Source organism: Streptomyces sp. LUP47B (assembly GCF_001746295.1).
Lineage (GTDB): Bacteria > Actinomycetota > Actinomycetes > Streptomycetales > Streptomycetaceae > Streptomyces.
In genome coordinates, this window is sequence record NZ_MJAH01000007.1 from 46,439 (window position 1) to 71,235 (window position 24,797).

Genomic DNA, 24,797 nt, shown 5'->3' on the forward strand with positions numbered 1-24,797 from the left:
TGCGGGTCATAGCCCCACTGAAAGATCTTCAGGCTGCAATCCAACATGACGACATACCGATGCCTGGCGGGCGGACCGCAGCTCACACCAGGGTGACGTGCATGCGACCTTGGGCCAGGACGTCGAGGACCTCACCGAACAGGTCGTAGGGCCGGCCGTCCGGTGTCAGGGCCTGGGACAGGTGCTCGCGTGCTGTCGCGGCTTCACGCCAGAGCAGGGTTGCGGGGGCGGTGTAGCCGAAGGTGCCGCGCAGGCAGTCGTCGAGGGCGGCCAGACAGCCGCCGAAGTAGCCGCCCGGCCCGTTCACCGCCTCGCCGAGCGCCAGGTAGAGGCCCGGTTCGTCGGTCACGTGTCGGCCGTTGAGTTCGTAAACGTGACCGGCCGGCCGGTCATGGTGGGTGCGCCGGCAGGCCCGCTCCCGGACGAGGTCGAGCCAGGCTCCGCGGCGCCGGGTGTCCAGGCCGGCCCAGGCACCCTGGGTGTCCGGCGGTCCGGCGAACCATCGCTCCCAGATGGGCCGTGCGTATTCGGGCACGGGCGTGAAGAGCTCTCCGTCGAGCTCCAGGTCGATCCGATCCGTCCCGTGGGAGGTTGAGCGCCAGGCACTGACCCTGGCCCAGAGCAGGCGATCGGTGAGGGGCTCGCCCTGGTCGTCCTGTATCTCGAGGGCGGCCTGTTCCAGGTCCAGCGCTCGCCGGGTGCCCTTCATCAGTGCCGCCCGTAGCTGATCACCCTGGGCGAGCCCCCGCAGGACGAGCGGGGGTGCCGACTGTTCCGGCGGCAGGACGCGGGCGAATTCTCGGCAGGATCCCAGCCGGCGGTGCCCGTCGTGCACGCGAACTCGGCCCCTGTGTCCCTCGGGTGGGCCTTCATAGTCGTCCAGGCCGGTGAGTACGAGACTGTCTGTCCCCAGGGGCCGGCCTACGCTCTCCGCGTCCTCCAGCAGCCAGGGATCGAGCGCCTCCTCGTCTGGCACCAGCCACACTCGGTCGCCGACCCAACCGAGCACTTCTGCCTGGGGAACCCAGCCGAACAGCTCGTAGGTCCCCCGCTGGGGCTCCCCGAACAGCCCCTCCACCTCGGCGCAGACGCCCCAGGCATGGCCGTGCTCCTCCCCAGCCAGCGTGTACCGCGCTCGCCCGCGATGCCCCTCGTCTTCATGCACGGTGGGCATCATGCCGGGGCCGGGCTGGCATGGCGAAGGTATTTCTCGCGAAGTTGGTCGCGGTGCGTTGCGGCAGCTGGTCATTGACCTCCCGTAGACAAGCCACACAGAGACCGGGGCGGACGCTCGGGTACGCATCCTTCATCGCTTCGGCCAGCCGGATGGATGCTTCACTCGGTCGAAGGTGACTCCCGAAGTCACATCGAAAACGGCTCCCGCAGCCCCCTGGATAGCCACGCAGTCGACGGCGGCGCACGCCTACCGACCTGGCTGAGCTGATCCGGTCCCAGAGCGAGGGCTCCGTCCGGGCCCCCATGGCTCAACTGACCGCACGCGAAGGGGAGATCCCCGACCTCGTCGCCGAAGGACTCAGCAACCAGACCATCGCCGTAAAGCTGTATGTCAGCCGCCGCACGGTCGAGAGCCGGAGCTCTACCGACCGTTCTTGGCCTAATCAACCAGATCGACGCTCTGTGGGTTGCACGGGTGATGACGATCCGCGGGCAGGTTGGACGGCCGCAAGACGACGTCCACCGATCTCGACGGCCGTACCCGCTTCGTAGTAGCGGGTCTTGCGCTGGAATGGAAGCAGACGCTGACCTGCTGCGCGACGTGCCGGCACGTTCAATCAGCCCTTACTCCGCGCTCTACTCGTGGCACTCCACAACGCCGCCGGCACCACGCTCGACAGCCGCCTCATACAGCCTTTCCATCAGCCAGGCCCCGCAGCTCTCCCCTTCGCTCCCGGTGAACCAGACGATCACACCGCCGTCAGGTCCCTTCACCGTGCGCCGCGTCCCGTAGTCATCCGGGCTCCGCCAATCCACACTCTCGATCGAGATCTCCTGCCAGTCGTAGGGCCGCAGCAAGCGGCCCGTGGCCACTACCACACCGTCCTCGAAGCAGTACAGACGAGGCGCGGGGCCGCCCGCCCGCCGCAAGTACAGAGGCAGGACCACGACCACAACGCCCCCTGCGGCCATGGCCAGGGCAAGGACCGCAACCGTGAGCCGGAGCCACCGGTACCCCTCGTCCAGACCGCCCAGCAAATGGAAGGCGATCCACCCGAACATGACGGCCAAAGGGAAGAAGAACACCCAGGAGGCTCCGTTGGGTGACTTTTGCGGGCACGCGAATCCCTCATACCCGCCGAAGCCTCGTGCGGCCGCGCTTTCCCTCGCATGGTCGCGTTCCCGCATGGCTCCCCCCGATCTGCTTCGCCCGACATGCCCCTCCCCTCAGCGTCCCAGCTGCACCGCGACGAACCATCCGTGAAACCACGCAAACTGCGGCTGCCCGCCTTCCAATCGTCCCGGATCCGCGTCCCCGGGCGTGCCGGTGCTCGACAACCGACCCCTTACCAGTCGGCCCGCATGCCACCGGAGCCGAGCCCCTGGCCCACCTCCTGCTGCGACACCACTCCCCCGGCTCCCGCACCGCCCCCCACAGAAACGCCTGAGCGAGGACGTGGGACTACGTGGTTTCACGGATGCTTTCCGCGACCGCGACCTGCCAGGGTTCAGTGTGTCGTCGGCCTGCGTGAGTGCCGTGTGACGAGGGGGATGCTGTGGAGGGTGTCGACGTCAGCGACAGGACGCTGTGGCGGGTGTCCGGCGGGGGCCGTCTCTACCGGACGCCCGCGATGGCCCACGGCGTCGTGTACGTCCTCGGGGGCCTCTTTGACCTGGTGGCGATCGACGCGGACACCGGACAGCGACGCTGGACCCTCCGCAACGACGCCCCGATCGAGTCATCACCGGTGGCCGACGCCGGCATGGTGTACTTCGCCGACATGGTCGGCTTCCTGACAGCGGTGGACGCCGAAACCGGCGAGGTGCGGTGGAAGTGGAGATCGCGCAAGTCGCAGATGTCGATGCCGGCGGTGGCGGACCACATCGTGTACGTCGCGCACGACGGCAGGATGTGGGCACTTGAGGCGGCCACCGGCCGGCCGGTGTGGAAGGTCGAGGTGGCCGACCACGGCACACTGCTGAATCCACCACCGACGGCGGCGCATGGTGTCCTGTATGCGGCGGAGGGCGGGCGTCTGCTGGCACTGGACACCGCCACCGGAGACAGGCGATGGGACGTCCTTCCTCACTGGGGTGTTGAGCAGGCACCGACGGCGGCCGACGGAAGCCTGTACCTGGGCAGCCGCGGGGGCCTGGTCGCGATGGATGCGGCCACGGCCGAGGAACGCTGGCGGCTGGCCACCCAGGCGACGGTGTGGGCGAGGCCCGCGGTGTCCGAGGGCCTCGTGATCGCCGGCATCCGCGGCTGGAACCTGATCGCGGTGGACGCCGGAACAGGCCGGGAGAGGTGGCGGCTGAAGACCGGCGGTGAGATCCACTCGACGCCAACAGCGGCCGACGGCACGGTATATGCGGGCAGCCACGACGGGCACCTCTGGGCGGTGGAGGCCGCCACGGGCGAGACACGGTGGAAGGTCAAGGCCACGGGGCAGGTGCACTGCACACCCTTGGTGAGCGCTGGAAGGGTGTACTTCGACAGTCTCGACGAACACCTCTACGCCGTGCGGGCCCACCGTCCGGGCGACTCACCCACCGCCGACCACCGCGCCGTCTCTTCCCGTCCGACACAGACGAGCACCCGCCCAGCGTCCGCACCGACAGGCCGTACCCCGCTCGGCGGCACCGTCCACTGGCGGGTACGGGCCCCAGGTGCGGCGGTCCGCACACCGGCCGTTGCCGACGGCATGGTCTACCAGAGCACCAACCGCAGCCTGTTGGCTCTGGACGCCGACACGGGCCAGGAACGGTGGCGCCTTATGTCCGTTCAGTCGTTCAGATCGTCACGCGTGATCTTCGACTCGTCGCCCGTGGTCGCCGACGGGGCCCTGTACATCGGCGACGGCAAACACCTGCTGTCGGTGGACACCGCCACGGGCCATCTCCGATGGAAGCGCACGACCGACTACGTGGGAGGTACGCGAACGGCGGTCGCCGACGGCACGGTGTACACAACCGGCCTCAACGGACTCCTCTGGGCCGTGGACGCGGCCACCGGCCGCACGCTGTGGAAGCAGAGGCTGAAGCCGCGCCGCCCACGCTCGATCCTGCGGTTCACCTCGCCGACCGTGGCCGACGGCGTCGTCTTCGTCAGTGCCCCCGGCGACTCCTTGTGGGCTGTTGAGGCCTCGACGGGAAACAGTCTCTGGAAGAGGGAAACCTACTCGAACTACCGCGCATCACCCGTAGTGGCCAACGGCACCGTGTACATCGGCGGCGACCGCCAGTTGATCGCGTTGGACGCCGCGAGCGGCCGGGCAAGGTGGCGGCGGCGCTTCGGCAGGCTGACCGGCTCCACCCCCGCGATCGCCGACGGGACCGTCTACATGGGCAGCAACGACCGGTGTCTGTGGGCCGTGGACGCAGCCACAGGCGAGGAACGCTGGATGGTCGAAACCGGAGCCTCCGGCCAGTCCTCGCCGACGGTGGCGGGAGGGACCGTGTACATCGGCAGCGAGGACAGGTCGCTCTGGGCGGTGGACGCGCAGACGGGCGCCCTGCGCTGGCGTCTGGGCACCCGGGGGAAGGGGCACTCGACGCCCGTGGTGGCAAACAGGACCGTGTACGTCGGCAGCGAGGACAACTTCCTGTACGCGATCCACACCTGATGCCGTGTGTCCCTGCACGCGTGCACTGCGCAAAGCCGCCGGTCGCTGATCTGCTCGGCCTCCCGGGGGAAGCCGCCGACCATGAAGTCGTTTGCTCTGCGTCGGCGTGACCCGCGCTCGCGATGACCTCATGATCACCCACACCGGCAGCGATGAAGGACGAGGCCAGGGCCATTCTGCGAACGTTGTTGACGGCGGTGCTGGACGCAGTCCGTCTTCAGACTGGAGCGGACGTTGCCGCAGTGCCCACGGTCCAGCTCCGGGAGGTCGTCGAACAACTCGTTGCCGCGGGCCAGTGGAAGCCGGGCGACCCGGAGGTCCTGGTCGTCCTCGACGCGGGATACGACGGCCCGCGCATCGCCCACTTGCTGGGCGACCTGCCCGTCGAGATCCTTGGCCGGCTCCGCTCCGACGGGGTGATGCGTCACCCGACACCGCCGCGGGCCTACGACCCCAGGGGCAGCCGACCGCCCAGGCCCGGCGGCGAGTTCGTCTTCGGTGACCCCACCGCTTGGGGCGCCGCACAGGCCGTCGCGGTCAACAACAACACCCGCCTCTACGGAAAATCGTATGGCCATCCACCACGACGTGGGCACTAAACCCAGACGCAGCACCACTACCCAAGCCAGGTGAGTGGCAATTCGCGTCCGCCGAGGACGTCCACCCAGGTGACGACTGAGTGGGAAGGATCAATGCCCACCAGGAAGACCGCCTCATCTCCCCGCTCCAGCTCCATGACTGACGGAGTAGGCACTCCCTCGGGAGCAGTCAGCACATAGCCACGGCGTACACCGTGGAAGGGCAAGTCCGCGATCGAGTCTGCGATCGGATCTCCCGGAGACACCTCCCGCAGCAGAGTAACGACGTCCTTCACGAGATCGGGAAAGACATCCCCCAGACGCGGCAAGCTCTTCGCGTGACTCGTGTGCGACTCCATGTCGCGAAGCATGTCACCCCGGCCAGTCCAGCACATCCGCTCCGAGTCGACGCTCCTGGCTTCGGATTGTCAGGGTGAGGCGGGCTATCGAGGGTCAGGCCGGTGTCGGCTATGAAGCCGTCAAGGGTGTCGAGCCGGTACTGAAGCCGCTTGAGTCGGTTGCGCACGAGGGCCTCGAGCCGGTCCCGGGCGACGACGACGAGGTTGGCCAGGCTGCGTCTGACGTGTGCCCAGCCCAAGAGAGTCCAAGGATCACGTTGCCCGGATACGGCAAGGACCAGTGACCTCCGACTGCCGGTCGATCTCCTTGCCTGCTTGATCGCGGCTGGAGAAAACTGATGGCCTTTCGGTGGGCAACGGCGGGAGACGAGCGATGACCACGATGAGAAGTGGCACCGCATGGGAGGCGGACGGACAGCCGCCGCCTCAGCCGAGGGTCGGCCGGAACCTACTGGTCGGTGCGGCACTGATCGTTGTGTCCGTGGCCGCCGTACTGACCTGCCATTCCGTCTTCACCAGCTGGCTGCCCAGCGATCGCACCCAGTACCGGGAGTACAAGGGGGCCCAGGCGTGCCCCGCCCGCAGCGTGACACCGAGGGCGGAGGACTGCCTGCGGAAGATCACCTTCACCGTTGAAGACACCTCGCTTGGCGCCAAGAGGACAACGGCGACCTTGCTCGGCCCTGAGCCCTTCCCGAGGATGGTCGTGCCGTTCGGCGCCACGGAGCCGATGCTGAGCGGACTTCAGCGGGGGGACCGGGTCACTGGCACCGTGTGGCGCGGCGTCGTCGTTGCGGTTGCCGAGAGGGACGTCCGGCAGAATTCCAGCGACGCGCCTCGCGACGAGCCGCAGATGATAGTCGCCGTCGGCACGTTCGCGGGGCTGCTGGCAGGGTGGGCGCTGATGTTCGGTGCGATGCATCTGGCCAGACCGCGCGACCCCGGACTCTTCACCTGGCGCCCGTACGGCAAATGGCTGCTCATCGTCATGGGGGCAACCTGCGCCGTCGTGGGTCTGTCCGCCGTGTGGACGGGCATCCCGTGGTTGCTCGTGCCCACGGTCTGCGGGGTAGTCGTCGCAGGTACGGCGTGGTTCCTCCACCGAGACCTGCGACTCAGACGGGTCGGCCGGTAGATCGGCCATGACATGGCGAACAACGAACGTTCAGTACTTCGGCTCGGCAAGGTGTTGCTGGTTCGTCGAGAGTCAGGCCGGTGCCGGCTATGAAGCCGTCGAGGGTGTCGGGCCGGTACTGCAGGCGTTTGAGCCGGTTGCGCACGAGCGTCTCTAGCCGGTCGAGCGCGACCACGGCGGGGTTGGCCAGACTGTGCTTGACGTGTGCCCATACCCACTCGACGGGGTTGAGGTCGGGCGGATAGGCGGGCAGCAGGAACACCGTCAGCCATTCTCGTTCGGCGGTCAGCTCGCGCATGGCATGGGAGACATGGGTGTTCAGACGGTCCCAGACCAGCACGATGCCTTGACGAGCTGGTGGGCGCCGTCGATCAGCGGCGCGTCCTCGGGCCCCGCTGACGATGCGGGCCCAACGGGTCAGTCCCACCAGTTCAGCCGCGGCGCGGGAACCCCGACGAAGCGAAGCGCGCCTCATGCCGCGTCTGCCGAACGCTCTCCGCACGCTTGTGCAGATAATGGTCGCTCAGTGAGCCGTTGCTGCCCGAGCCGACACCGAAGCAGGTCGCGAGACGGTCGAAGGTGCCCGACCTTCAGGCCTTACCGAGCAGGTCAGCGCACTACAACACCTCGCCCAGGCTGCGTGCCGAGCTCCTGGCGGACGTCCGAGCAGCAGCGCAACCGGATGCTGGCTGCCCCCGATCCCGTACCGCGGTCGCCCACCGTCCGCAACGGATCTCACCGGACCCGGCGGTGCCGCCGGGGCCGGCCGAGCGATCTGAGCCCATACCGGGAATCAGGCGGCGACGAGCTCCTGCTCGCGGACCGGCGTTTCGACGTCGGGCTTCTTGTTCGGCAGCGAGAGTCGGAAGACCTTGTGCCACGCGGAGAACACCTGCTTGGGCAGCGGGCCGGTGACGTACTCCAGCTCGTACTTCTCGAACAGCGCGCGCACCTTCACCGCGACCTCGGCGTACCGGTTGCTCGGCAGGTCCGGGAACAGGTGGTGCTCGATCTGGTGCGACAGGTTGCCGGTCATGAAGTGCATGGCCTTGCTGCCGCTGATGTTCGCCGAGCCCATCATCTGGCGCAGGTACCACTGGCCGCGCGTCTCGCCCTTGATCGACCGGCGCTCGAAGACCTGTACGCCCTCGGGGAAGTGCCCGCACATGATCACGGAGTGCGACCAGATGTTGCGGACCAGGTTCGCGGTGAACGTGGCGGCGAGCGTGGGAAGGAACGACGGGCCCGAGAGCAGCGGGTGGATCACGTAGTCCTTGAGCACCTGCTTGCGGATCTTGCGGCCCACGGCCTTGGCCCGCGCGCGGAACTCCGGGTTCTTGCGGCGGCGCTTTTGGAGGTTCTTGCCGAGCTCCAGGTCGTAGGCGGCGATGCCGTACTCGAAGAAGCAGGCGTTGATGAAGTTCCACAGCGGCTGGCCGAGGTGGATCGGATGCCACCTCTGGTCCTCGTCGACGCGCATGATGCCGTAGCCGAGGTCGTTGTCCTTGCCGATCACGTTGGTGTAGGTGTGGTGCAGCTCGTTGTGCGAGTGCTTCCACTGCTCGGACGGCGAGACGTGGTCCCACTCCCAGGTGGTGGAGTGAATCTTCGGGTCCCGCATCCAGTCCCACTGGCCGTGCAGGACGTTGTGGCCGATCTCCATGTTGTCCATGATCTTCGCCACGGACAGCCCGGCGGTGCCGAGCAGCCACGCCGGCGGGAAGAGCGAGAACAGCAGCACGCCCCTGCTGACCAGCTCGAGCTTGCGCTGCGCCGAGATGACCTTACGGATGTAGGCGGCGTCTTTCTCGCCGCGGTCGGCGATCACCTCGTCGCGGATCGCGTCCAGCTCGCGGCCGAGCTCCTCGATCTGCTCCGCGGTCAGGTGGGCGGTGGGGTCGATGGCGGTCAAGGTGCTCCTACCGTTCGATGTCGCAGGGGCCCGCCGCGGCGGACACGCAGGTCTGGATGAGGACGCCCGGCTCGGCCTCGGTGATCTCGCCGGTGCGCAGGTCGCGGACGGCGCCCGCCTTGAGCGGCGAGACGCAGCCGAAGCAGATGCCCATGCGGCACCCGGAGGGCATGAGCACGCCGGCTTCCTCGCCGATGTCCAGCAACGGCGTCGCGCCGTCCGCATCGGCGGTCTTGCCGGTGGCGCTGAACGTGACCTCGCCGCCATCGCCGGCGACGACGATGCTGGGGCGGAAGCGTTCGGTGTGCAGGCGCTCTGGGACGCCGTGCTCGCTCCAGTGCTTTTCGGCGGCGTCGAGCAGGCCTGCGGGCCCGCAGGCCCAGGTCTCGCGCTCGGCCCAGTCGGGCACGAGGTCGTCGAGACGGGCGATGTCGAGCATGCCGTCGGTGTCGGTGTGCACCTCGGTGAGCCGCAGTTTCTTGTCCGCGACCAGGTCGTGCAGTTCGCTGCGGAAGATCACGTCCTGCGGCTGTGGCGCGCAGTGGACCATGACGACGTCGTCGAACTCGGTGTCGCGCAGCATGCCCATCACGGGCGTGATGCCGCTGCCGGCCGTCAGGTAGAGCACCTTGGCGGGCTTGGCCTGCGGCAGCACGAAGTCACCGGTCGGCTGGTCGAGCTGGATCAGCGTGCCCGGTTTCGCCCTGCGGACCAGGTGGTTGCTGACCTTGCCGTCCGGGATCGCCTTCACGGTGATCGTGACGCGCCCGTCCCGGCGGTTCGTCGGCGAGGTGAGGGAGTAGGCACGCCACAGGCGCACCCCGTCGACGTCGACCCCGATCCGCACGTACTGACCGGCTGTGTGGCCGCGCCAGCCCCGTCCCGGCCTGATCACGATGGTCGCGGCGTCACCCGTCTCGGGGTGCACGGCCTCGATGCGCCCACGCAGGTCGGCGCCCGCACGCAGCGGGCTGACCAGGTCGAGGTAGTCCGACGGCAGCAGCGGCGTCGTGACCATCTCCAGCAGTTTCCACGCCCTGCTGCGAAGGGCTGTACTCGTCATGACCCCAGCTTGCTGTGCCTCAAGGCGTAAAGTCCTGACCGCAGGACGTAAATCTGGCTGGCAGAATTGTTCGCAGGGAATAGAAACGTGAGCCATGCAATCCAGAGGGCCAGCGAACTGGCCCTGGACGAGACGACGGTCACCGCACTTCGGGCCGAGCTGAAGACCACCGCCGACGAGGTCGTCCAAGCGATCATCGACGAGGTCCCTCCCTACGCCAACGCCCTTTCGGGCCACATGGGCGCCACCATCCGCCGAGCCGTCCGCACCGCCCTGGGGCACTACCTGGACCTCGCGAGCGGGAACGCCACAGGCGGCGACGCCGGTGACGCAGCCTACGAGCTGGGCCGCGGCGAGGTGCGCGACGGCCGCTCGATGGACGCCCTGCTCAGCGCCTACCGCGTCGGCGCCCGCGTGGCCTGGCGCTGCCTGGCCGCGGGCGCCGTACCCGCAGGTCTGCCCGCCGCCGAGGTCGCCAAGTTCGCCGAGCTGACCTTCGCCTACATCGACGAACTCTCCGCCGCGAGCGCCGCCGGCCACGCCGACGAACTGGCCGCCCGGGGCAGGGACCAGGAACGCCACCTGGAGCACCTGGCCCGCGACCTCCTCGCCGGTGCGAGCCCGGACATGCTGCTGGCCTCTGTTCAACGAGCCGGGTGGCAGCCTCCGGTTTCGCTGACCGCGGTCCTGCTGCCCGCCGCCCAGGCCCGGCCTGCCTACCGCGCACTCGACCCGAGCACCCTCGTCCTCGACGATCTGCCGGACGCCACCGGTGTACTGCTCGTCCCCGACGCCGACCGATCACATCTCCTGCGGCAGCTGACCGACCGCACCGCCGTGGTCGGCCCCGCCCGGCCGTGGACTCGTGCGTCCGCCTCGTACGCACGAGCCGTACGCGCGCGCTTGCTCTCCTCCGATATTCGCGACACCGAGGACCACCTGCCCGAGCTGGTGCTGAGCGCCGACGCAGACGCGTACGCAGACCTGCGCGCCCGAGCCCTCGCGCCATTGCGGACCTTGCCCGTCGCGACCGCACGGCGGCTGGAGGAGACGCTGCGGGCGTGGCTACTGCACCAGGGCAGGCGGGACGAGGTGGCCGCGGCGCTGTTCGTCCACCCCCAGACAGTCCGATACCGGATGTCGCAGCTGCGGGAGCTGTTTCCGGACCTCGCATCGCCACAACGGGTCCTGGAACTGACGATGGCTGTCGGTCTGCGGGACAGCTGACGCGCACTTCGACCGTCCACGACCTGGTCCGCGAGCGGTCCAGGAACCGTGCCTCGCTCTCGGTGCCCGCAGCTGGCCCATGCGCCCCGGGAAGAGCCGTATGAACCAGCTGAGACCGGGGGTGAAGACCGGACAAGGCCTCGGGAAGCCCGTCGGGGGCGCCGGCTCTGAGAAGCGCGGTGGCGCATACGGCTCGACCGGGCCCGGCGGACCATGCGCACCGGCCCGCTCGTCGACGCGCTCACCGAGCATCTGGTTGGCGATCTGGGCCGCTGTGCCCTGGCACGAGCTGATCCACGGGCGCGCGGCGGCTGCAGCTGGGTGACCGGCCGGGCGGCCAGGCCGGGTCACCAGGCGCAGGGGGCCGGACCGTTCGCGCCGGGGACCACCGTGGGTCTGCGACAGCCCCGTGTCTCCCTTCCGACAGGTCAGCCGAGCCACCGACCGGGCCGGCCTGGCACACCGTGCGAGGGATGATGAGGAAGGAATGACGGAACGTGAGGTCAGGAGCTTCCATGGCGAACCGGGTTCACCGGCCCCGTGAGGACGCGGAGTTCGATTTCATCCTCGGGATGAGCAAAGTTCCGGTCCTCGCATACTTCACCGGGACATGGCCCAAGGCAATCGAGCCCTGCCGGGTGATGGACCTCGTCGTGGGTGGTATCGCCGACGAGTACGCGGGCCGCCTGACGGCCGTGCGCACGGACATCACGCGTTGTCCGGCCGCAACTGAGCGATACGGGATCACCGGAGCCCCGTCCTGCGTCCTGTTGAAGGAGGGAGAGGCGGTGGCGCACGGTACGGGGCCTATGACCATCGCCGAGGTACGGAAGTTCCTGGACGGCCAGCTCTGAGCGGCCGCTGCGGCACGTGGGGCGCGACGCCCGGAGCTGCGCCGGCCCCCCGCAGGCCTCACGAACGGTTCTCACAACCGATGTCGGGCTCCGCTCGTCCGGCCAGCGATTCATGCTCGACGAGCTCCGTGGGAGGCGCGCCCGGGGCGTGCCGCAGCCCGGTAGCGCACTCAACTCTGGGGCAATTGGGCCCAGGTGCAAAGCCTCTCGTCCCGACGGCACGGAAGGCCTTCGAGGGTGACAACCCGCGGGGGCCCCTTCCGCTTACGGCTGCTGGGAGAAACCGGCGCACAACGGCCCGCGTCCCCCGCGCCGTCGCGGGCGAGCACGTACTGACCCTGTAACGAGCGTCAACGCGCCCTCGCACAGCAGGTGTTCGGCCTGGCAGAGTGGGGTGGGTACGCCGAGCGGCGGCTGGGGAGGCACGGGAGACATGACGGCGACGATCTCCGTGAAGGTCGAGGGACCGGTCGGGCTGGACGAGCCGGAGCAGCTCCTGGAGGAGCTGGGACGGGAGACGGGGCTGACCTGGCGGCTGGAGACGGCCGGGCAGGACGGCGCCCTCGACGGCAGCCTCGCCGCCATCATGGTGGAGGCGGTGCTCGGCGGCACTGTCGGCGCCGCGGTGCAGGTCGCCGTGCAGCGGGCGATCGAGAACTGGCGGGGTCGCAGGCTCGATCCACCGCCCGTCACCATCATCGTCGTCCAGCCCCCGCAGGCCCCATCGCCGGCTCAGGACCCGCAGCCCGCGCCGCGCACGGACGGCCTCACCACTCCCGAGGGGAGCTGACCGGCATGGCATCCCGGGCGTTGGTGATCGGCGTCGGTACATACGGTGAGGAATCCGGTATACAGGGCTATCCGACGATCGAGGCGAGCGCCCGTGCCTACGGGGCCGCGCTGGCCCGGGACCCCCGGTGGGGCGCTGCCGAACGCTCCCCTGTGCTGGGGCCGGACGAAGTGCAGACGGCCGACGACGTGATGTGCGCACTCCAGGAGGCGGCCGCGGCCGGCGAGGGCCCCGAGGACACCCTGCTCGTGGTGTACGTCGGGCACGGCGCCTACTGGCAGGACGTGCCCGGCGGCCAGGTCCACTTCGCGGTCGGCTCCTCGCGCGTCAGCGAACCCTGGACATGGCTGTCCGCCTGGTACGTGTACCGGGCGATCAGGAAGAGCAAGGCCGGCCTCAAGGTGCTGATAGCGGACTGCTGTTACTCCAGCATGCTGCCCCACCTGGGACCCGAGTCCGCCCTGCCGGGCGCTCTCGGCACCCGCTTCAGCGGCACCTGCGTCCTCACGGCGGTCGGCGGCAGCGTACACAACGCGTGGGCCGGCGCCTGCCAGAACCTGCCTCACCCCCTCGACACCTGCACGCCGTTCAGCGGCCATCTGCTGAACGTGCTCGGGCAGGGCATGCCCGAACACCCCGAGGACCTAACCCTCGGCGCACTCCGCGCCGGTATCGACGAGGGGATGCAGGAGTGCGGCGTCCATCACGCGCCGCGGATGCTGCTGAACGACGCCTCGGAGGCGGCCCCGCTGTTCACCAACCACGCCAAGGGCCGCCGGCCCCGGACCCGCGCGCTGGGCACGGTGGACGAATGGGTGCGCGAGCTGCTCCTCAACGGCGAGCGCAACCTGCCCGATCTGATGCGCCGACCCGCCCTCGCGGGCCGCGTGGTCGTACGACTGAGGGACGGGGACGAGCAGAGCCGCGACCTGGCCCTCCGCGTCGACCGGAAGGCCGGCGAACTGCTGGCCGAACCCGCCGACTTCGTCAGCTACTGGGGTGAGGTCGAACCCGCGATGCTGGGCGGCGGATGACCGGCGCCGACAGCGCCGCGGGCGACCGCCGCACGGATCACCTCTTCCAGCCGGACCTGGCCGAGTCGCTCAACGAGGCGTACGCCTGGGTCGCCCGGGCCGAGGTCCGGCACTTCATGGGCATCCTGGACAGGATGCGCAAGGAGCATCGCGAGGCGATGGCCATGCGCGCCCTGTACGCCTTCGCGCTGCGCCGCCCGGTGGACGAACTGGTCAAGCTCGCCCACCGCTTCGACCCGCGGGACGGCGTCATGCTGATGGCGACGGCCGCCCTGTCACGGCCCGTCGGGGAGGCCGCCGAGCTGGCCGTGATGCAGCAGGAGGCGGAGTCCGGCAGCGAGCGCGCCCCGATCACCGCGAGCATCGTGCACGACGTGGCCTGCCAGCGCACCGCCTTCGACGTGGCGGTGTTCGTGCGGGTCGTCCAGGAGCGGGGGTCCGACCTCGCGGAGCGCACCGTGCAGGTGTTCGCGGGCCCCGGTTCCGGCCGTACCAACCTCGACAAGGCGCTGCTGTACACCGCGCTCCGCGACGAGGGCTGCGACCGCGAGGCCGACCGGCTGCTGGAACTGACCCTGCGGGCGATCGCCGACAGCAAGCCGGACGCCGGGCCGGGCGATGAGGGCGAGGAGATCGCCGACCTGTCGGGCGCGTTCCAGCACCTCAGCCCGGTCGGGCGGGTCCTGGAGCGCTGGATCGAGGAGAGACTGAAAGCCTCGGACGCGACCCAGGTGGAGATGACGCGGCGGCTGGTGGCGAAGCTGATCGCCCGGCGCGGGGCCGGTCACGACGCCCTCGCCGAGCACATCGGCCGCACCACGCGGCCCCGGCACGTGGTGAAGCTCTGCGCGCTGCTGGCGAGGGAGGAGGACTCGCCCGCCAAGTGCGCCCTGGTACGGCACTACGCGGCCGGGCACACGAACGTCCAGGAACTCGCCGCGCTCGTGTCGTACTGGCACAAGGAGCCGGCCCTGACCCGTACCACCCGGGAGCTGCTGGCCGACATCGTGGCGGGCTCCGCCACCCCGGGCTCCGCACCCCGCCCCCTCGACGAGCTGAAACACCTGGACGAATGGCTGCCGGAGAAGGACGCGGCTCCCGAGTGCTCCCGGCTGCTGCGCTATGTCGCCGCGGTGAGTGTCGAGGGGCGCTCCGGCACCGAGCTGGTGGCCCTGCTGGACAACGTCGAGCGCAGCCGGGACCGGACCCGGGCCGCGGACGAGGCGGGACGCCGGCTGGCCCTGGCCGTCATGGAGCCGCACGCGGACCGGGACTGGTTCGTGGAGTGCCTGAGCGCACTGCGCACCCGGCACTCGGTCGCCGTGGACGCGGCCTGCCGCGAACTCTCGGACCCCTCCGCCCGTTTGACGGTCGACGCCGCCCTGGTCGCCGATGTCGCGGCCCGTCTGCACCGCGCCGACCTTCGCGACGAGGCCTGGACCTTGCTCGAACGGTTCCTGGAGAACGAGCAGTTGGTGACTCCGGCCGCCGTCGTCGAGGTCGTGAGCGGGGTGCTGGCGCTGCCGCTGCCGGACGCCGAGCTGCTGCTGCGGGCCACGGTGGGCCGCTGGTCGGACGTGGGCCACCGCGACGACGCGGTGGCCGAACTGCGGGCGGCCGAGCAGCACGAGGCGGCGGAGTGGGTCATCAAGTCCCTACGCTGACGGGCACTTCCTGAGGTTCACGGCGGGGCACGGGCAGGGTGGGCGGCACACGGTCCATGTAGCGGCGGCAGGCCCGGACCAGCAGCGGGAAGACGACGGCCGCCGACAGGGCCACGATCAGCTGCGGCATCAGGGCCAGTTCGTCGCTCAGGACGTCCCGCAGCAGCGTGCACGACACGATCACCGCCCAGTGCGCGAGAAACAGCAGCACCGGTCGTACCGCCGGATCCCCGCGGGTGGCGAAGCGAGAGACGTGGTCCCGTGCGTCGTAGCGCCTGAACAGGCCCCCTATGAAGGGCAGATCGCGTCTGGCCAGCCAGGGCAGCCCGAGCAGCAGCGCCGAGCCGATTCCCACGCCGGCCATGCCCCGCCACACGTTGGGCCACCCCGCCTCGAGCATCACGACGGCGATCGCGACGAACGCGGTGGCGGAGAGCACCAGGTGCACCGTCCGGCGCGTCCGCCCGAACCCCGGCAGTTTCAACGCCACCAGGACGACACCCGGCGTGGCGTACACGACCAGCGTCGGCACGCTGTTGAGGGTGACGAGTTCCTCCCAGTTGCCCCGCACCACGACGAGCATCGCCAGCCCTATCGCGAAGTTGACCAGCAGGATCATCCAGTACGCGTCGATCTCGCCGCCTCGGAACCGGAACGACGCCCGGCGCGCCGTCTGGAGCCCGCGGTGGGTGAGGTGGGCGCGGCTGAGGGCGGCGACCTCGCGGGTCAGGGCGTGGGTGAAGACGATGCCGGATCCCATCGGGGACAGCACCGCGTTCACTCTGATCAGCCAGGCCAGCCAGGTCATCGACGCCGCTGCGGCGAACTGGGAGTACGGCGATTCGAGCATGTTCCCGGTGAGCCCCTGGCAGTGTCTGCCGAACACGTACTGCAGCGCCGTGTACAGCGCGAACGCGCCGACGAGGGTGCCGTACACCGCCCAGCGCAGCCGCGCCGCCTCGCCCATGCCCCGCCGTTTGACGTTGCCGGCGAAGTCGAGCGGCGCCTGAAAGCCGATGTACGCGTAGATGACGGCGCCGCCCAGCACCACGTACAGCGGCGACAGGTGCCCGGCCTGGCTCTGCAGGTGCTCGGCGGATCCCGAGCGCCCGCTGAGGTACCAGACCTGATCCGGCTCGCAGCTCTTGGCGGCGTCGAACGCGGCGAACCCCAGACAGACGATGATCAGCACCGGGACCAGGACCTTCACCATGGTGATGAAGAGGTTCAGCCTGATCAGCCGGCGTGGCGGCAGCAGGTTGAGCCCGACGATCAGCGCCATGAACACCACGGCCCACAGGACGCCGGTCATGGAGAAGTCGTAGGCGTGTTCCATGCTCTGCGGGGTGGGCGCGGCGACGTTCTTCAGCACCTCGCCGTTCCGCAGCAACGACGGGAACCAGTACGCCAGTCCGTGGACCATGGCGACCGCCTCGCTCGCCGGGTTCACCGCGTACACGATCCACAGCCCGGCGGCCACGACCGTGGCCACCAGCGGGCCCGCCGCCTGCAGCGGGAGGAAGATCAGGCCGCCCGTCTTGGGGACGGCGATGCCCAGTTCGACCATCACGGCGGCTATCAGCAGCATCAGCGCTCCGCCGGCTGCCCAGGCCCACACGGCGTTGTCACCGGCCGCCCAGTGGGCTTTACCGGCCGCCAGCAGCCACCCGGAACCCACGACACCGCCGGCGGCGAGCCCCACCAGATCCAGCGTGGACAGCCGACGGCGTTCGTCGGCGTCCTCCAACGAGCCCGACCGTGCCGAGCCCCGGTCCCCCATCCACCCCAACTCGTCCCCCTCCCCCGGAGTTACCGCAGACCAGGTTATCTTCGGGAGCGACGCGGGAGGCTGTGGACGGCAGGTGAGGAACCGGTACCGAATCGATGCCAGGACGACGCCTTCGCGGATAGCCCGACTGCCCTTGGCCGGCGGGCCCGCCTGAAGGGGCGGCCCCGCCGGCGGTGTTGGTCAGGGCTCCATGCGGACCAGCCTGTCGTAGGCGTCCACGAGCCGGCTCGCGAGCTGGCCGACGCCGAGGACGTCGAGGCCCTTCTGCCCGCGCACCGCTGCCCTGGCGGCCGTGCGCGCGGCGGCGAAGTCGGCCCACGAGTCCGCCGTGTAGTCGGTCGGGGCCGGGGAGCCCACCGCGTCCAGGGCAGTCGCGAGCGGTGTCGTGTCGACCGGCCCGTCCACGTCGCCGGACAGAGCGGTGAAGGCGTCGAGCACGATCTTCCCGGACTTGAGGGTGAACGTCGCCCTATGTCTGCCGTCGGGCAGGCCGCGGAGTGAGTACGTCGCCTGACGCCTGTCGGTGGCAGTGGTCTTCGCGTTCCGGGCGACGGGCCGGCCGTCCACGACGACGTCGAGTACGGCACTCCCGTCATTGCCGCCGATGACGTCGATGCCCGTGCCGCGGAACGGGACGGTGACGGTCGCTCCCGCGGTGGCACTGGTCGACGTCGAGCGGTACCAGTTCATCGCGTCGCCGAGGGAGGCGTTCCGGCTCCAGGTGCCCTCGTAGGCGACCGAGCTGTCCATGTTGTCGGTCAGCGTGGCGGCGTACGGGGTGTACCCGGCGACCTTCTCGACCTTCAGGTTGTCGAAGGCGGTCGTGTGGAAGTCGGTGCCGAGCTTGACGCGGCCCTCGGTCACCGGCGTCGGGTCCTGGTAAGTGGCGACGGCCTGGCCGTCGACGTACGCGGTGACGGTCGCGCCCTTGGCCTCGACGGCGAGGCGGTAGCCGTCGGCCGCGGCGACCGTCCCGGTCCTCAGCGCCGTGCCGTACCGGGAGAAGGTCCAGCTCCCGCTCGGGCCGATCCCCACGCTGTATGCGGCATCGGTCGCGGCCATGCCCTTCTGCTGGCGTACGCCCAGGGTGGCGAGGCCGCCGGCCGGGTCCGGGAAGGAGACGTCGACCGAGGCCCGGTAGTTCTCCCAACGGAAGTCGCCGACCGTGGTGTTGGGGGTGTTCCGGTTCCAGGCGCCGGTGTCCTTCATGGACTGGTCCAGGTACTGGTACAGCACGTTGTCGCCGCCCGGACCCTTGCCGACCTCCCAGGCGCCGGTCTGGTCGACCAGGTAACGCGGCTGGTTGCCACGGGAGGTGAGGTACGGCTGCGAGACCGTGCGGGCGCCGTTGTCCGTGCCGACCCGGACCCGGCCCTCCTCCCTGTACCCGAAGTCGTCGGCGTACAGGACGGTGTCGTGGGTGTCGTGCCTCTTGCCGGTCGCGTCGGTGTCGAGGACCGTGCGGGCGCCGGTCTCGGGGAGGCGCTGCCTCGTCGCCTTGTCGGAGCTGCGGTCCAGGGTCGTGAACGTGACGATCGCGCGCGGCTTGACCGTGTAGGTGTAGTAGCCGTCGCTGTCGGGCCGGATCTGGGCAGCGAGATGCTTGAAGTTGGCGTCGTAGGCCTGGCCGGGGTCCGCCGCGCGGGTCTCCCAGACCTCCATGGTGGGATCGTCGCCCAGTGCCATGTTCTCGGCCTTGATGCGGTAACTCTTGGTCCGGTCACTGTCGTTGACGGCGATCGTCGAGAAGTCCCTCTTCGCCGGGTCGGCGAGCGTCATGTAACTGGGGGCGCCGTTCGAGCCGTCGACGTTCTCGGTGCCGCTGACGCCGCTGTAGCTCGCCTCGGGCACGGTGCGCCAGATGCCGGCCGTGTTGGTGTCGTTCTCCCAGCCGGTCTTCGCGAACTGAGTGAAGTGCTGCATCACATACACGGCGGCGTCGTAGTGGATGCTCCCCGACCACGGGTCACGGGCGCTGACCAGCTCCTTGTGGCTGTACTGCGCGCCCTCGTAGAAGGCCCCGATCGCCGGCTGGAAGATGTAGTGCGTCCGCTTGGAGTTGGCGTAGCTCTTCACGGAACGGTTGGCGATGTCCAGGGCGCTCTGCACACCGCCGATGCCCGTGCTCGCGCCGCCCGGCCCCTCGGTGTTGGAGACCCGGTAGTCCGTCCAGCCGAAGGAGCCGACGCCCTCGCTGTACCAGACCTCCTTGTCCTGACCGTAGGTGTTGTCGCCGGTCGCCAGCTTCGTGTACGGCCGGTACGTGGCACTGTCGGACGTACCGTCGAGCCGGTCGTCGGTGGTGTAGTGGTAGCCCACCGCGTCGACCATGCCGAAGAGCTCGGTGTCCGTGAGCATCGCCGGGCCGATGTTCTTCGTGGTGTTCTCGTCCGATGCCACGATCTTGATGTCGTGGTAGGCCTTCGCGGCCGACTTCTGCTGACGGGCCGTCAGTCCGTAGCGCGCGTCGCTGAATTCGGTGTCGTTCGCCAGCGTGTTCTTGTACCACTTGATGAAGGAGATGTCCGGTTTCGTGGTCTCGTTGGTGTCCGGATTCACGTAGTCGACCATGTACCCGTACTTCTGGTACGCGTCGAGGATCGTCTCCTTGTACCAGCGGTACATCTCGTCGGTGCCGGTGCCCTTGTTCCACTCGGTCTGCACCCACTGGGGCATGACCCAGCGCAGGATCGACACCTTGAGCTTCGGGTTGACCGTCTTGGCGTCGGCGGCGAGCTGGAAGCCGGGAGAGCGCGACGCGTCGGCGAGTTCGTCGCGGGTGCGCATCGTCGCGGGATCGGCGCCGGTGGAGGTGTTGGTGTCCGAACCCATCTCGATCTTGACGTGGTTGATCAGGGGGCTCTTCCCGCCGAACAGGACCCTGATGAGCTGCCAGTACCGTTCGGGGTGCTCCGCCTTGTAGTCCATCAGCAGGTTGCTCGTGCTGTTGCAGCTGAGCAGGCCGAGGCCCTTGTAGGTCAGGCCGTTCACGTTGTCCGCGCGTACGTCGTTCCCGTCGACCACGATCTGCACGGGATCGTCCGCGGAGTGGGCGGCGGGCGCCGCGGTCACTCCTGCCGCCAGTGCCATGGTGGTCGCCGCGGCGAGCGACGCCCAGCCGAATCTTCGCTGCATACCCATTCGGGGGACCGTAGGGGGCAAGCGCTTTCTACGTCAATCCCCTTGCGTCACTCGAGATTTGACCGTCGTTGACGGGCGTGACCTGCCCGGGAAAGGCGTGGACCCCGAGGGTGTGCTTGAGCGGTCCTGGCTCAGGATCTGGCTCGGCGTGTCGCGGCCGCGTCGCGGTGGACGGTGACGGGGGTCGGCGCTCCTTTGACCGGTCACGTGATGGCGGCCGGGCCGGGCTGGACCCGGCGAGGGCGGTGGCCTTCATGACCCACGTGCCCGACCGGGTCGGGAACGCCAACGGGCAGCGTTACGAACAGCTCGTCACTCAGGCGAAAGAGCTGATCGCGCGGGTCGTCCGCGCGCAGTTCGTCCTGGGCGACAGGGCGCTGGAGATCGAATCGATGCATCCGGTGCACAAGAACGACGCCCTCGGCCTGGAGGCCGCGGGTCAGGAGCTCGGTCCGCCCGGCGAACTGCCCGTCAGGGGCGTTCCACGGTGGTTGTGGCCGGATTTCGTCACCGGAGGGTCACAGGTCGGAGCGCGGGAGAACTGCCGCCTCCACGGTTCTGTCTGGTTCGACGAGGGCGGCGAGGAGCCGTGCTCCGGACAAATGAAACTCGGGGGACAGCATGCGGTACGTCAACGGAATGCGCGGTTCGGCGATGGCGGTCGTCGTGGCTTCGGCGGCGCTGGCAGTGGCGGGATGTCAGCCCGGTGCGGGCGGTGCGGGTACCGGAGCCGGCGGCGTCACCCCGTCCGGGGCCGTCAGCTCAACGGCCTCCTCCTCCGCGCCCGGCACCCCGAAGCCCGGCAGCTCCGCCTCCGGTTCCACCACGCCCTCCGCGCCCGGCTCGTCCTCGCCAGCCGCCTCCGCACCCCCGTCGTCCGCACCCGCTTCGGGCGGTTCGGCGGCGACCTGTTCTGCGGGCAGTTTGAAGGCGACCGCCCGTCAGGCCGCCGTGCGGCCGGCCGGTACGGGGACCGGCGCAGCCGTCGTCGAGTTCACCAATGTGTCCGGACGCACGTGCGTCCTCGACGGGCACCCCACGGTGGCCGGCGCCGGGAACGGCTCTCCCGAGATGAACGTGCCGCTCACCGTCAAGCCGACCGGAGCCGCGGCGCCGGTGAAGGTGGCCCCCGGCGGCAAGGCGTGGGTGAAGCTGACGTTCGTACAGGTACAGGGAGAGGCCGACGGGTACTGCGTGTCCGGTTCGGCGCCCGTGCTGTATCCCACGATGGTCGTCCGGCTGCCGGGGTCCGGGGCGCACCAGGTGGCCCTGGACGACGGGCAGTTCGCCGAGTGCGACGACACCGTGACCGTCACCGCCGTATCCGCGGTCATGCCCTCTTAACCCGATTCCAGCGGCAGCAGCAACGCGCGCCGCACGAGGAATGGCGACGGCACCCGGTCTTCCCCCGGGTACTGATCGTCCTGGACGGCTCCAGCACGGCCGGGGTCGACGCCCGCATCAGGGCCCTGCATACGGCCGCCCGGATCTGGCGCCGTCCGGCTTCCGGCACATCGTCCTCGTCCTCGCCGTACTCCTGTCGACCTGCTCCAGGATGGGCCCGCCGCTACCTATGTGGCGGGCCCGTCGGCAAACTCGACCAGAGCCTCGCCAGCGTCCAGCACTGGTCCAGCCTGAGGCGGCCGGAACCGGAATCCAACACCGTCTCCGAAACGCGCAGTCGATTTGGGTCGAGCTTGCAGGGGCCGCTGCCGGGGTCCCTGGGGGCCAGGTCCTGCCAACGCCCGAAACCAGCGCCCGCCGACAGCGGTTCGCACGAGATCCGGGTCACCCGGAACCGGCAGGCCACCTCCCTGCCACTGGCCCCGGCTTCGATCAGATCAGCGGCTGCCAGCCGGACCTGCTCACGCCGAGCCCGTTTCTGGGCCGTCAGCCCACCGCCAACGGGGTACTTCACTCCCCCGGCATAGCGCCGCCCACGACAGCCGTCACTGTCCCGACGTAACCGGCGCCGCTAAAGATTTCTGCGGGTGTGTCGAACGAGGCGGTGACATGGGTGCCATGCCATTGCGGATCTTTCGGCCGTAGTCGAGGTACTCCTCCTGCCGGGCTACCGTCAGGATCCCCGCATCGGCGCCCTGCTCGATGAGCTTCTGCAGCGACTTCTTGCCCGCGCCCGGGATGCGGTCACGCAGCACGATCTCCGCCGCGATCAGGGAGTGCATGACTACCACGGTGGAGAACTCACAGCAGTCGTACAACTGGCGCAGCAGTTCGCGGACCGTGTGCAGGGCGGCTGTGCCGGCGGCCGCGGGTGCGCCGGGGGGCACGACCAGGTCGTCAACAAGGTCGCGCATGTCGACGAAGAGGTGCGTTCGTCCGGGACCGGGAACGGCAGCTGTTGCGTGGTCATCTGCGCACCCTTACCGCTGCGTTGCCTGGGCTGCAGCGGCTTTGCCACCGGTGACGGGTCTCAGCTCAGCCCCGGCAAGCTGCGCAGTTCCCCGATCCGCAGGATCCGAGCAAAGAGCAGGAACACGAGGACCAAGGCAATGCCCCCCGCAGTCAGCGAAAGCGCCGGCGTCAAAGAGGCTGACACCAGGCCCTGGCTGCAGGAGCGGGCAATGAACCAGCCGGCACCCGCGGCCGCTGTTGCGGCCGCGGTCAGCTTTGCGTACGTGCGACAGATCCGCCGACCGTCCAGCAGCCCCTCCGTGCGACGCCGTAGACGCAAGGCGGTCAGCAGGAGGCCGATCGCGTAGGACAGGGCGTAGGCGGCGGCCATCCCCGTGACCGCCCAGCGCGGAGGAAACAGGAGGTGGCAGCCGATAGCGAGAGCGATGTTGATGCTGCTGACCCACAGGGCCATCCGGAACGGCGTGCGGGTGTCCTCGAAGGCGTAGAAGCCGCGCAGCAAGAGGTACTGGGCGGAGAACGGGATCAGTCCCAGGCCGAAGGCTTGCAGCATGTGGCCCAGGGGGACGGTGCCGGTGGCGTCGGCGGCGCCGTGGGCGAACAGCAGCCGAGCGATCTCAGGACCGAAGGCGAGGAAGAAGAAAGCAGCCGGGACGATGATGACTCCGCTGATCCGCAGCGCGCGGGACAGATCGGCGCGCAGGTCGTCGAGACGGTGCTCGCTCACTGCCCGGCTCATGCGAGGGAGCAGGGCGGTCACGAGAGAAACGGTGACGATCGACTGGGGCAGCATCCAGATCTGCTGGGCGTAGCTGTAGGCGGTGTAGCCGACGCCGGCCTGCGGCAGAGCGGTGTCGGCAGCGGAGGCCAACCTCGTGACCACCGTGCTGGCCACGAGGTTGGTCAGCACGAACAGCAGAGTCCAGCGGGCGGCGTTCACGCTCTTGCGCAATCCAGTTCCTCGCCAGTCGAAGCGGGGCCGGAACCGGAAACCGGCCGCGCGGGCGTAGGGGATCAGGGCGAGTGCCTGCAGGGCCAGAGCGAGTGTGGTCCCGATCCCGAGCAGTCTGACCTGGGAGTCAGTTACGTCCGATACCTGCTCCGGAGCGGCCATCAGGCCGAGGTAGAGGACGAACATGGAGATCAGGACGAGGTTGTTGATGACCGGGGTCCACATCATCGCGCCGAACCGGTTCCGGGCATTGAGGACTTGGCCGAAGATGCTGAACACGCCGTAGAAGAAGATCTGCGGGAGCAGGAAGCGGGCGAAGACCACGGTCAGTTCGAACGCGTCGTGCGTGGCGGGTGTGTCGCGCTGATAGACGCTGATGATCTCAGGAGCAGCCCACGTGGCCAGCGCGGTCCCCGCGCCGAGGACGCACAACACCAGGGTGACCAGGCGCTGCTCAAAGGCGGCGCCCCCGTCGGGATCTTCCACGCGGGCCCGAACCAGTTGGGGAACCAGGACTGAGTTGAGCGCGCCGCCGATGAGCAGGAAGTACAGGCTGGTCGGCACCGTGTTGGCCTGGTTGTAGGTGGTGGCCAGCAGACCCGTGCCCAGCGCGGCGGCCTGCAGCACCTGCCGTATCAGTCCGGTGGCACGCGAGACCAGTGTTCCCGCCGCCATCAGCGCAGACGAACGCAGCAGTCCGCCACCGCCTTTCGGCTTCCTCGGGGCCGCATGCCTCCGTCTTGTGGACTGTTCTAACCGCTCTGGCGACGTCTCCTCGATCATGTGCACAATCTACGATCCACGCCTCGCCCGCCCGAAGAAGCCCCGAGATCAAAGCCCCAGGACCAATCACACAGGCGCCGCTGCGGCAGATCCGCAGGCCCTGGTCCGATGGCGGTGCAGCAGCCACATCGCCATCAAGACAGGGCAGGAACACCCGCACATCGTCCAGTGTGAGCCCGGCGGCCAGCAGGTGGCGGATGTTGCGGACTCGCATCACGGTCCGCTCGTCGTAGTGGCGGTAGCCGTTGGAGGCCCGGTCGGAAGAGATGAGTCCGGCCTGCTCATAGTGCCGCAGCGCACGAGCCGTGGTTCCGGTTGCCGTGGCCAGCTCACCGATC

At 69.2% G+C, this 24,797-nt stretch carries 17 protein-coding genes and 3 pseudogenes; 10 read left to right on the forward strand and 10 right to left on the reverse strand.

The features are described from left to right. Nucleotides 1-82 precede the first annotated feature (82 nt). Nucleotides 83-1,177, reverse strand: a complete 1,095-nt coding sequence (locus BFN33_RS22600; RefSeq protein WP_069761942.1) for a barstar family protein — start codon at nucleotides 1,175-1,177, stop codon at nucleotides 83-85. Between the two features lie 302 nt (nucleotides 1,178-1,479). Here BFN33_RS22600 and BFN33_RS50045 point away from each other — a divergent pair, with 302 nt between their 5' ends. Then, nucleotides 1,480-1,728, forward strand: coding sequence for a LuxR C-terminal-related transcriptional regulator (locus BFN33_RS50045; RefSeq protein ID WP_079140954.1), 249 nt, complete (start codon nucleotides 1,480-1,482; stop codon nucleotides 1,726-1,728). 84 nt (nucleotides 1,729-1,812) lie between these two features. Here the strand turns inward: BFN33_RS50045 and BFN33_RS22605 are convergent, their stop codons facing one another. Further along, on the reverse strand, nucleotides 1,813-2,364 hold the full coding sequence (locus tag BFN33_RS22605) for a hypothetical protein (protein WP_141757986.1): 552 nt from the start codon (nucleotides 2,362-2,364) through the stop codon (nucleotides 1,813-1,815). 368 nt (nucleotides 2,365-2,732) lie between these two features. Here BFN33_RS22605 and BFN33_RS22610 point away from each other — a divergent pair, with 368 nt between their 5' ends. From BFN33_RS22610 to BFN33_RS22630, 3 genes and pseudogenes are all read left to right on the forward strand, one after another. Next, nucleotides 2,733-4,802, forward strand: a complete 2,070-nt coding sequence (locus BFN33_RS22610) for a PQQ-binding-like beta-propeller repeat protein (protein WP_069761944.1) — start codon at nucleotides 2,733-2,735, stop codon at nucleotides 4,800-4,802. 179 nt (nucleotides 4,803-4,981) lie between these two features. Next, nucleotides 4,982-5,398: pseudogene (locus BFN33_RS22615) on the forward strand (transposase); the annotation flags it as partial. 714 nt (nucleotides 5,399-6,112) lie between these two features. Beyond that, entirely contained in the window at nucleotides 6,113-6,874 is a 762-nt protein-coding gene (locus tag BFN33_RS22630; RefSeq protein ID WP_079140957.1) for a hypothetical protein, read from the forward strand. Between the two features lie 49 nt (nucleotides 6,875-6,923). On the opposite strand, the pseudogene BFN33_RS22635 reads toward BFN33_RS22630, so the two are convergent. The 3 genes and pseudogenes from BFN33_RS22635 to BFN33_RS22645 form a co-directional block, all read right to left on the reverse strand. Beyond that, nucleotides 6,924-7,255 (reverse strand): annotated as a pseudogene (locus BFN33_RS22635) (transposase); the annotation flags it as partial. A gap of 412 nt (nucleotides 7,256-7,667) precedes the next feature. After that, entirely contained in the window at nucleotides 7,668-8,786 is a 1,119-nt protein-coding gene (locus BFN33_RS22640; protein ID WP_069761948.1) for an acyl-CoA desaturase, read from the reverse strand. A 7-nt stretch (nucleotides 8,787-8,793) separates the two neighbouring features. Further along, nucleotides 8,794-9,849: a ferredoxin reductase gene (locus tag BFN33_RS22645; protein ID WP_069761949.1), complete on the reverse strand. Its 1,056-nt coding sequence runs from the start codon at nucleotides 9,847-9,849 to the stop codon at nucleotides 8,794-8,796. Between the two features lie 87 nt (nucleotides 9,850-9,936). Between BFN33_RS22645 and BFN33_RS22650 the strand changes: the two genes are divergently transcribed. The 5 genes from BFN33_RS22650 to BFN33_RS22670 all read left to right on the forward strand — a co-directional run bounded on the left by BFN33_RS22650 (nucleotide 9,937) and on the right by BFN33_RS22670 (nucleotide 15,418). Continuing rightward, a complete protein-coding gene (locus tag BFN33_RS22650) occupies nucleotides 9,937-11,076 on the forward strand; it encodes a CdaR family transcriptional regulator (protein ID WP_069761950.1) in 1,140 nt (379 codons plus the stop codon). A gap of 515 nt (nucleotides 11,077-11,591) precedes the next feature. Next, complete coding sequence (locus tag BFN33_RS22655) at nucleotides 11,592-11,930, forward strand: co-chaperone YbbN (RefSeq protein WP_069761951.1); 339 nt, start codon at nucleotides 11,592-11,594, stop codon at nucleotides 11,928-11,930. 433 nt (nucleotides 11,931-12,363) lie between these two features. Then, nucleotides 12,364-12,720, forward strand: coding sequence for a hypothetical protein (locus BFN33_RS51365; RefSeq protein WP_069761952.1), 357 nt, complete (start codon nucleotides 12,364-12,366; stop codon nucleotides 12,718-12,720). 5 nt (nucleotides 12,721-12,725) lie between these two features. Continuing rightward, nucleotides 12,726-13,754 carry a hypothetical protein gene (locus tag BFN33_RS22665; RefSeq protein ID WP_069761953.1) on the forward strand — a complete coding sequence of 343 codons (1,029 nt, stop codon included), beginning with the start codon at nucleotides 12,726-12,728 and terminating at the stop codon, nucleotides 13,752-13,754. Continuing rightward, on the forward strand, nucleotides 13,751-15,418 hold the full coding sequence (locus tag BFN33_RS22670; RefSeq protein WP_069761954.1) for a hypothetical protein: 1,668 nt from the start codon (nucleotides 13,751-13,753) through the stop codon (nucleotides 15,416-15,418). Before BFN33_RS22665 ends, BFN33_RS22670 begins: the two co-directional genes overlap by 4 nt. Here the strand turns inward: BFN33_RS22670 and BFN33_RS22675 are convergent. Both BFN33_RS22675 and BFN33_RS22680 read right to left on the reverse strand, forming a co-directional pair. Continuing rightward, a complete protein-coding gene (locus BFN33_RS22675; protein ID WP_176742445.1) occupies nucleotides 15,402-17,165 on the reverse strand; it encodes an APC family permease in 1,764 nt (587 codons plus the stop codon). The two genes, BFN33_RS22670 and BFN33_RS22675, sit on opposite strands and share 17 nt — an antisense overlap. A 222-nt stretch (nucleotides 17,166-17,387) precedes the next feature. Continuing rightward, nucleotides 17,388-20,348, reverse strand: a complete 2,961-nt coding sequence (locus BFN33_RS22680) for a GH59 galactosidase (RefSeq protein WP_256122836.1) — start codon at nucleotides 20,346-20,348, stop codon at nucleotides 17,388-17,390. Nucleotides 20,349-20,969: 621 nt separating this feature from the next. Between BFN33_RS22680 and BFN33_RS22690 the strand changes: the two genes are divergently transcribed. Beyond that, complete coding sequence (locus tag BFN33_RS22690; protein ID WP_069761957.1) at nucleotides 20,970-21,692, forward strand: DUF4232 domain-containing protein; 723 nt, start codon at nucleotides 20,970-20,972, stop codon at nucleotides 21,690-21,692. Nucleotides 21,693-22,297: 605 nt separating this feature from the next. On the opposite strand, the gene BFN33_RS22695 is transcribed toward BFN33_RS22690, so the two are convergent. From BFN33_RS22695 to BFN33_RS50060, 3 genes and pseudogenes are all read right to left on the reverse strand, one after another. Then, a complete protein-coding gene (locus tag BFN33_RS22695; protein WP_069761958.1) occupies nucleotides 22,298-22,666 on the reverse strand; it encodes a hypothetical protein in 369 nt (122 codons plus the stop codon). Nucleotides 22,667-22,782: 116 nt separating this feature from the next. After that, the gene (murJ, locus tag BFN33_RS22700) at nucleotides 22,783-24,459 is read right to left on the reverse strand and encodes a murein biosynthesis integral membrane protein MurJ (RefSeq protein ID WP_069762249.1); all 1,677 of its coding nucleotides are present in this window, start codon (nucleotides 24,457-24,459) and stop codon (nucleotides 22,783-22,785) included. Between the two features lie 64 nt (nucleotides 24,460-24,523). Then, nucleotides 24,524-24,796 (reverse strand): annotated as a pseudogene (locus BFN33_RS50060) (MerR family transcriptional regulator); the annotation flags it as partial. Between the last annotated feature and the right edge of the window lies 1 nt (nucleotide 24,797).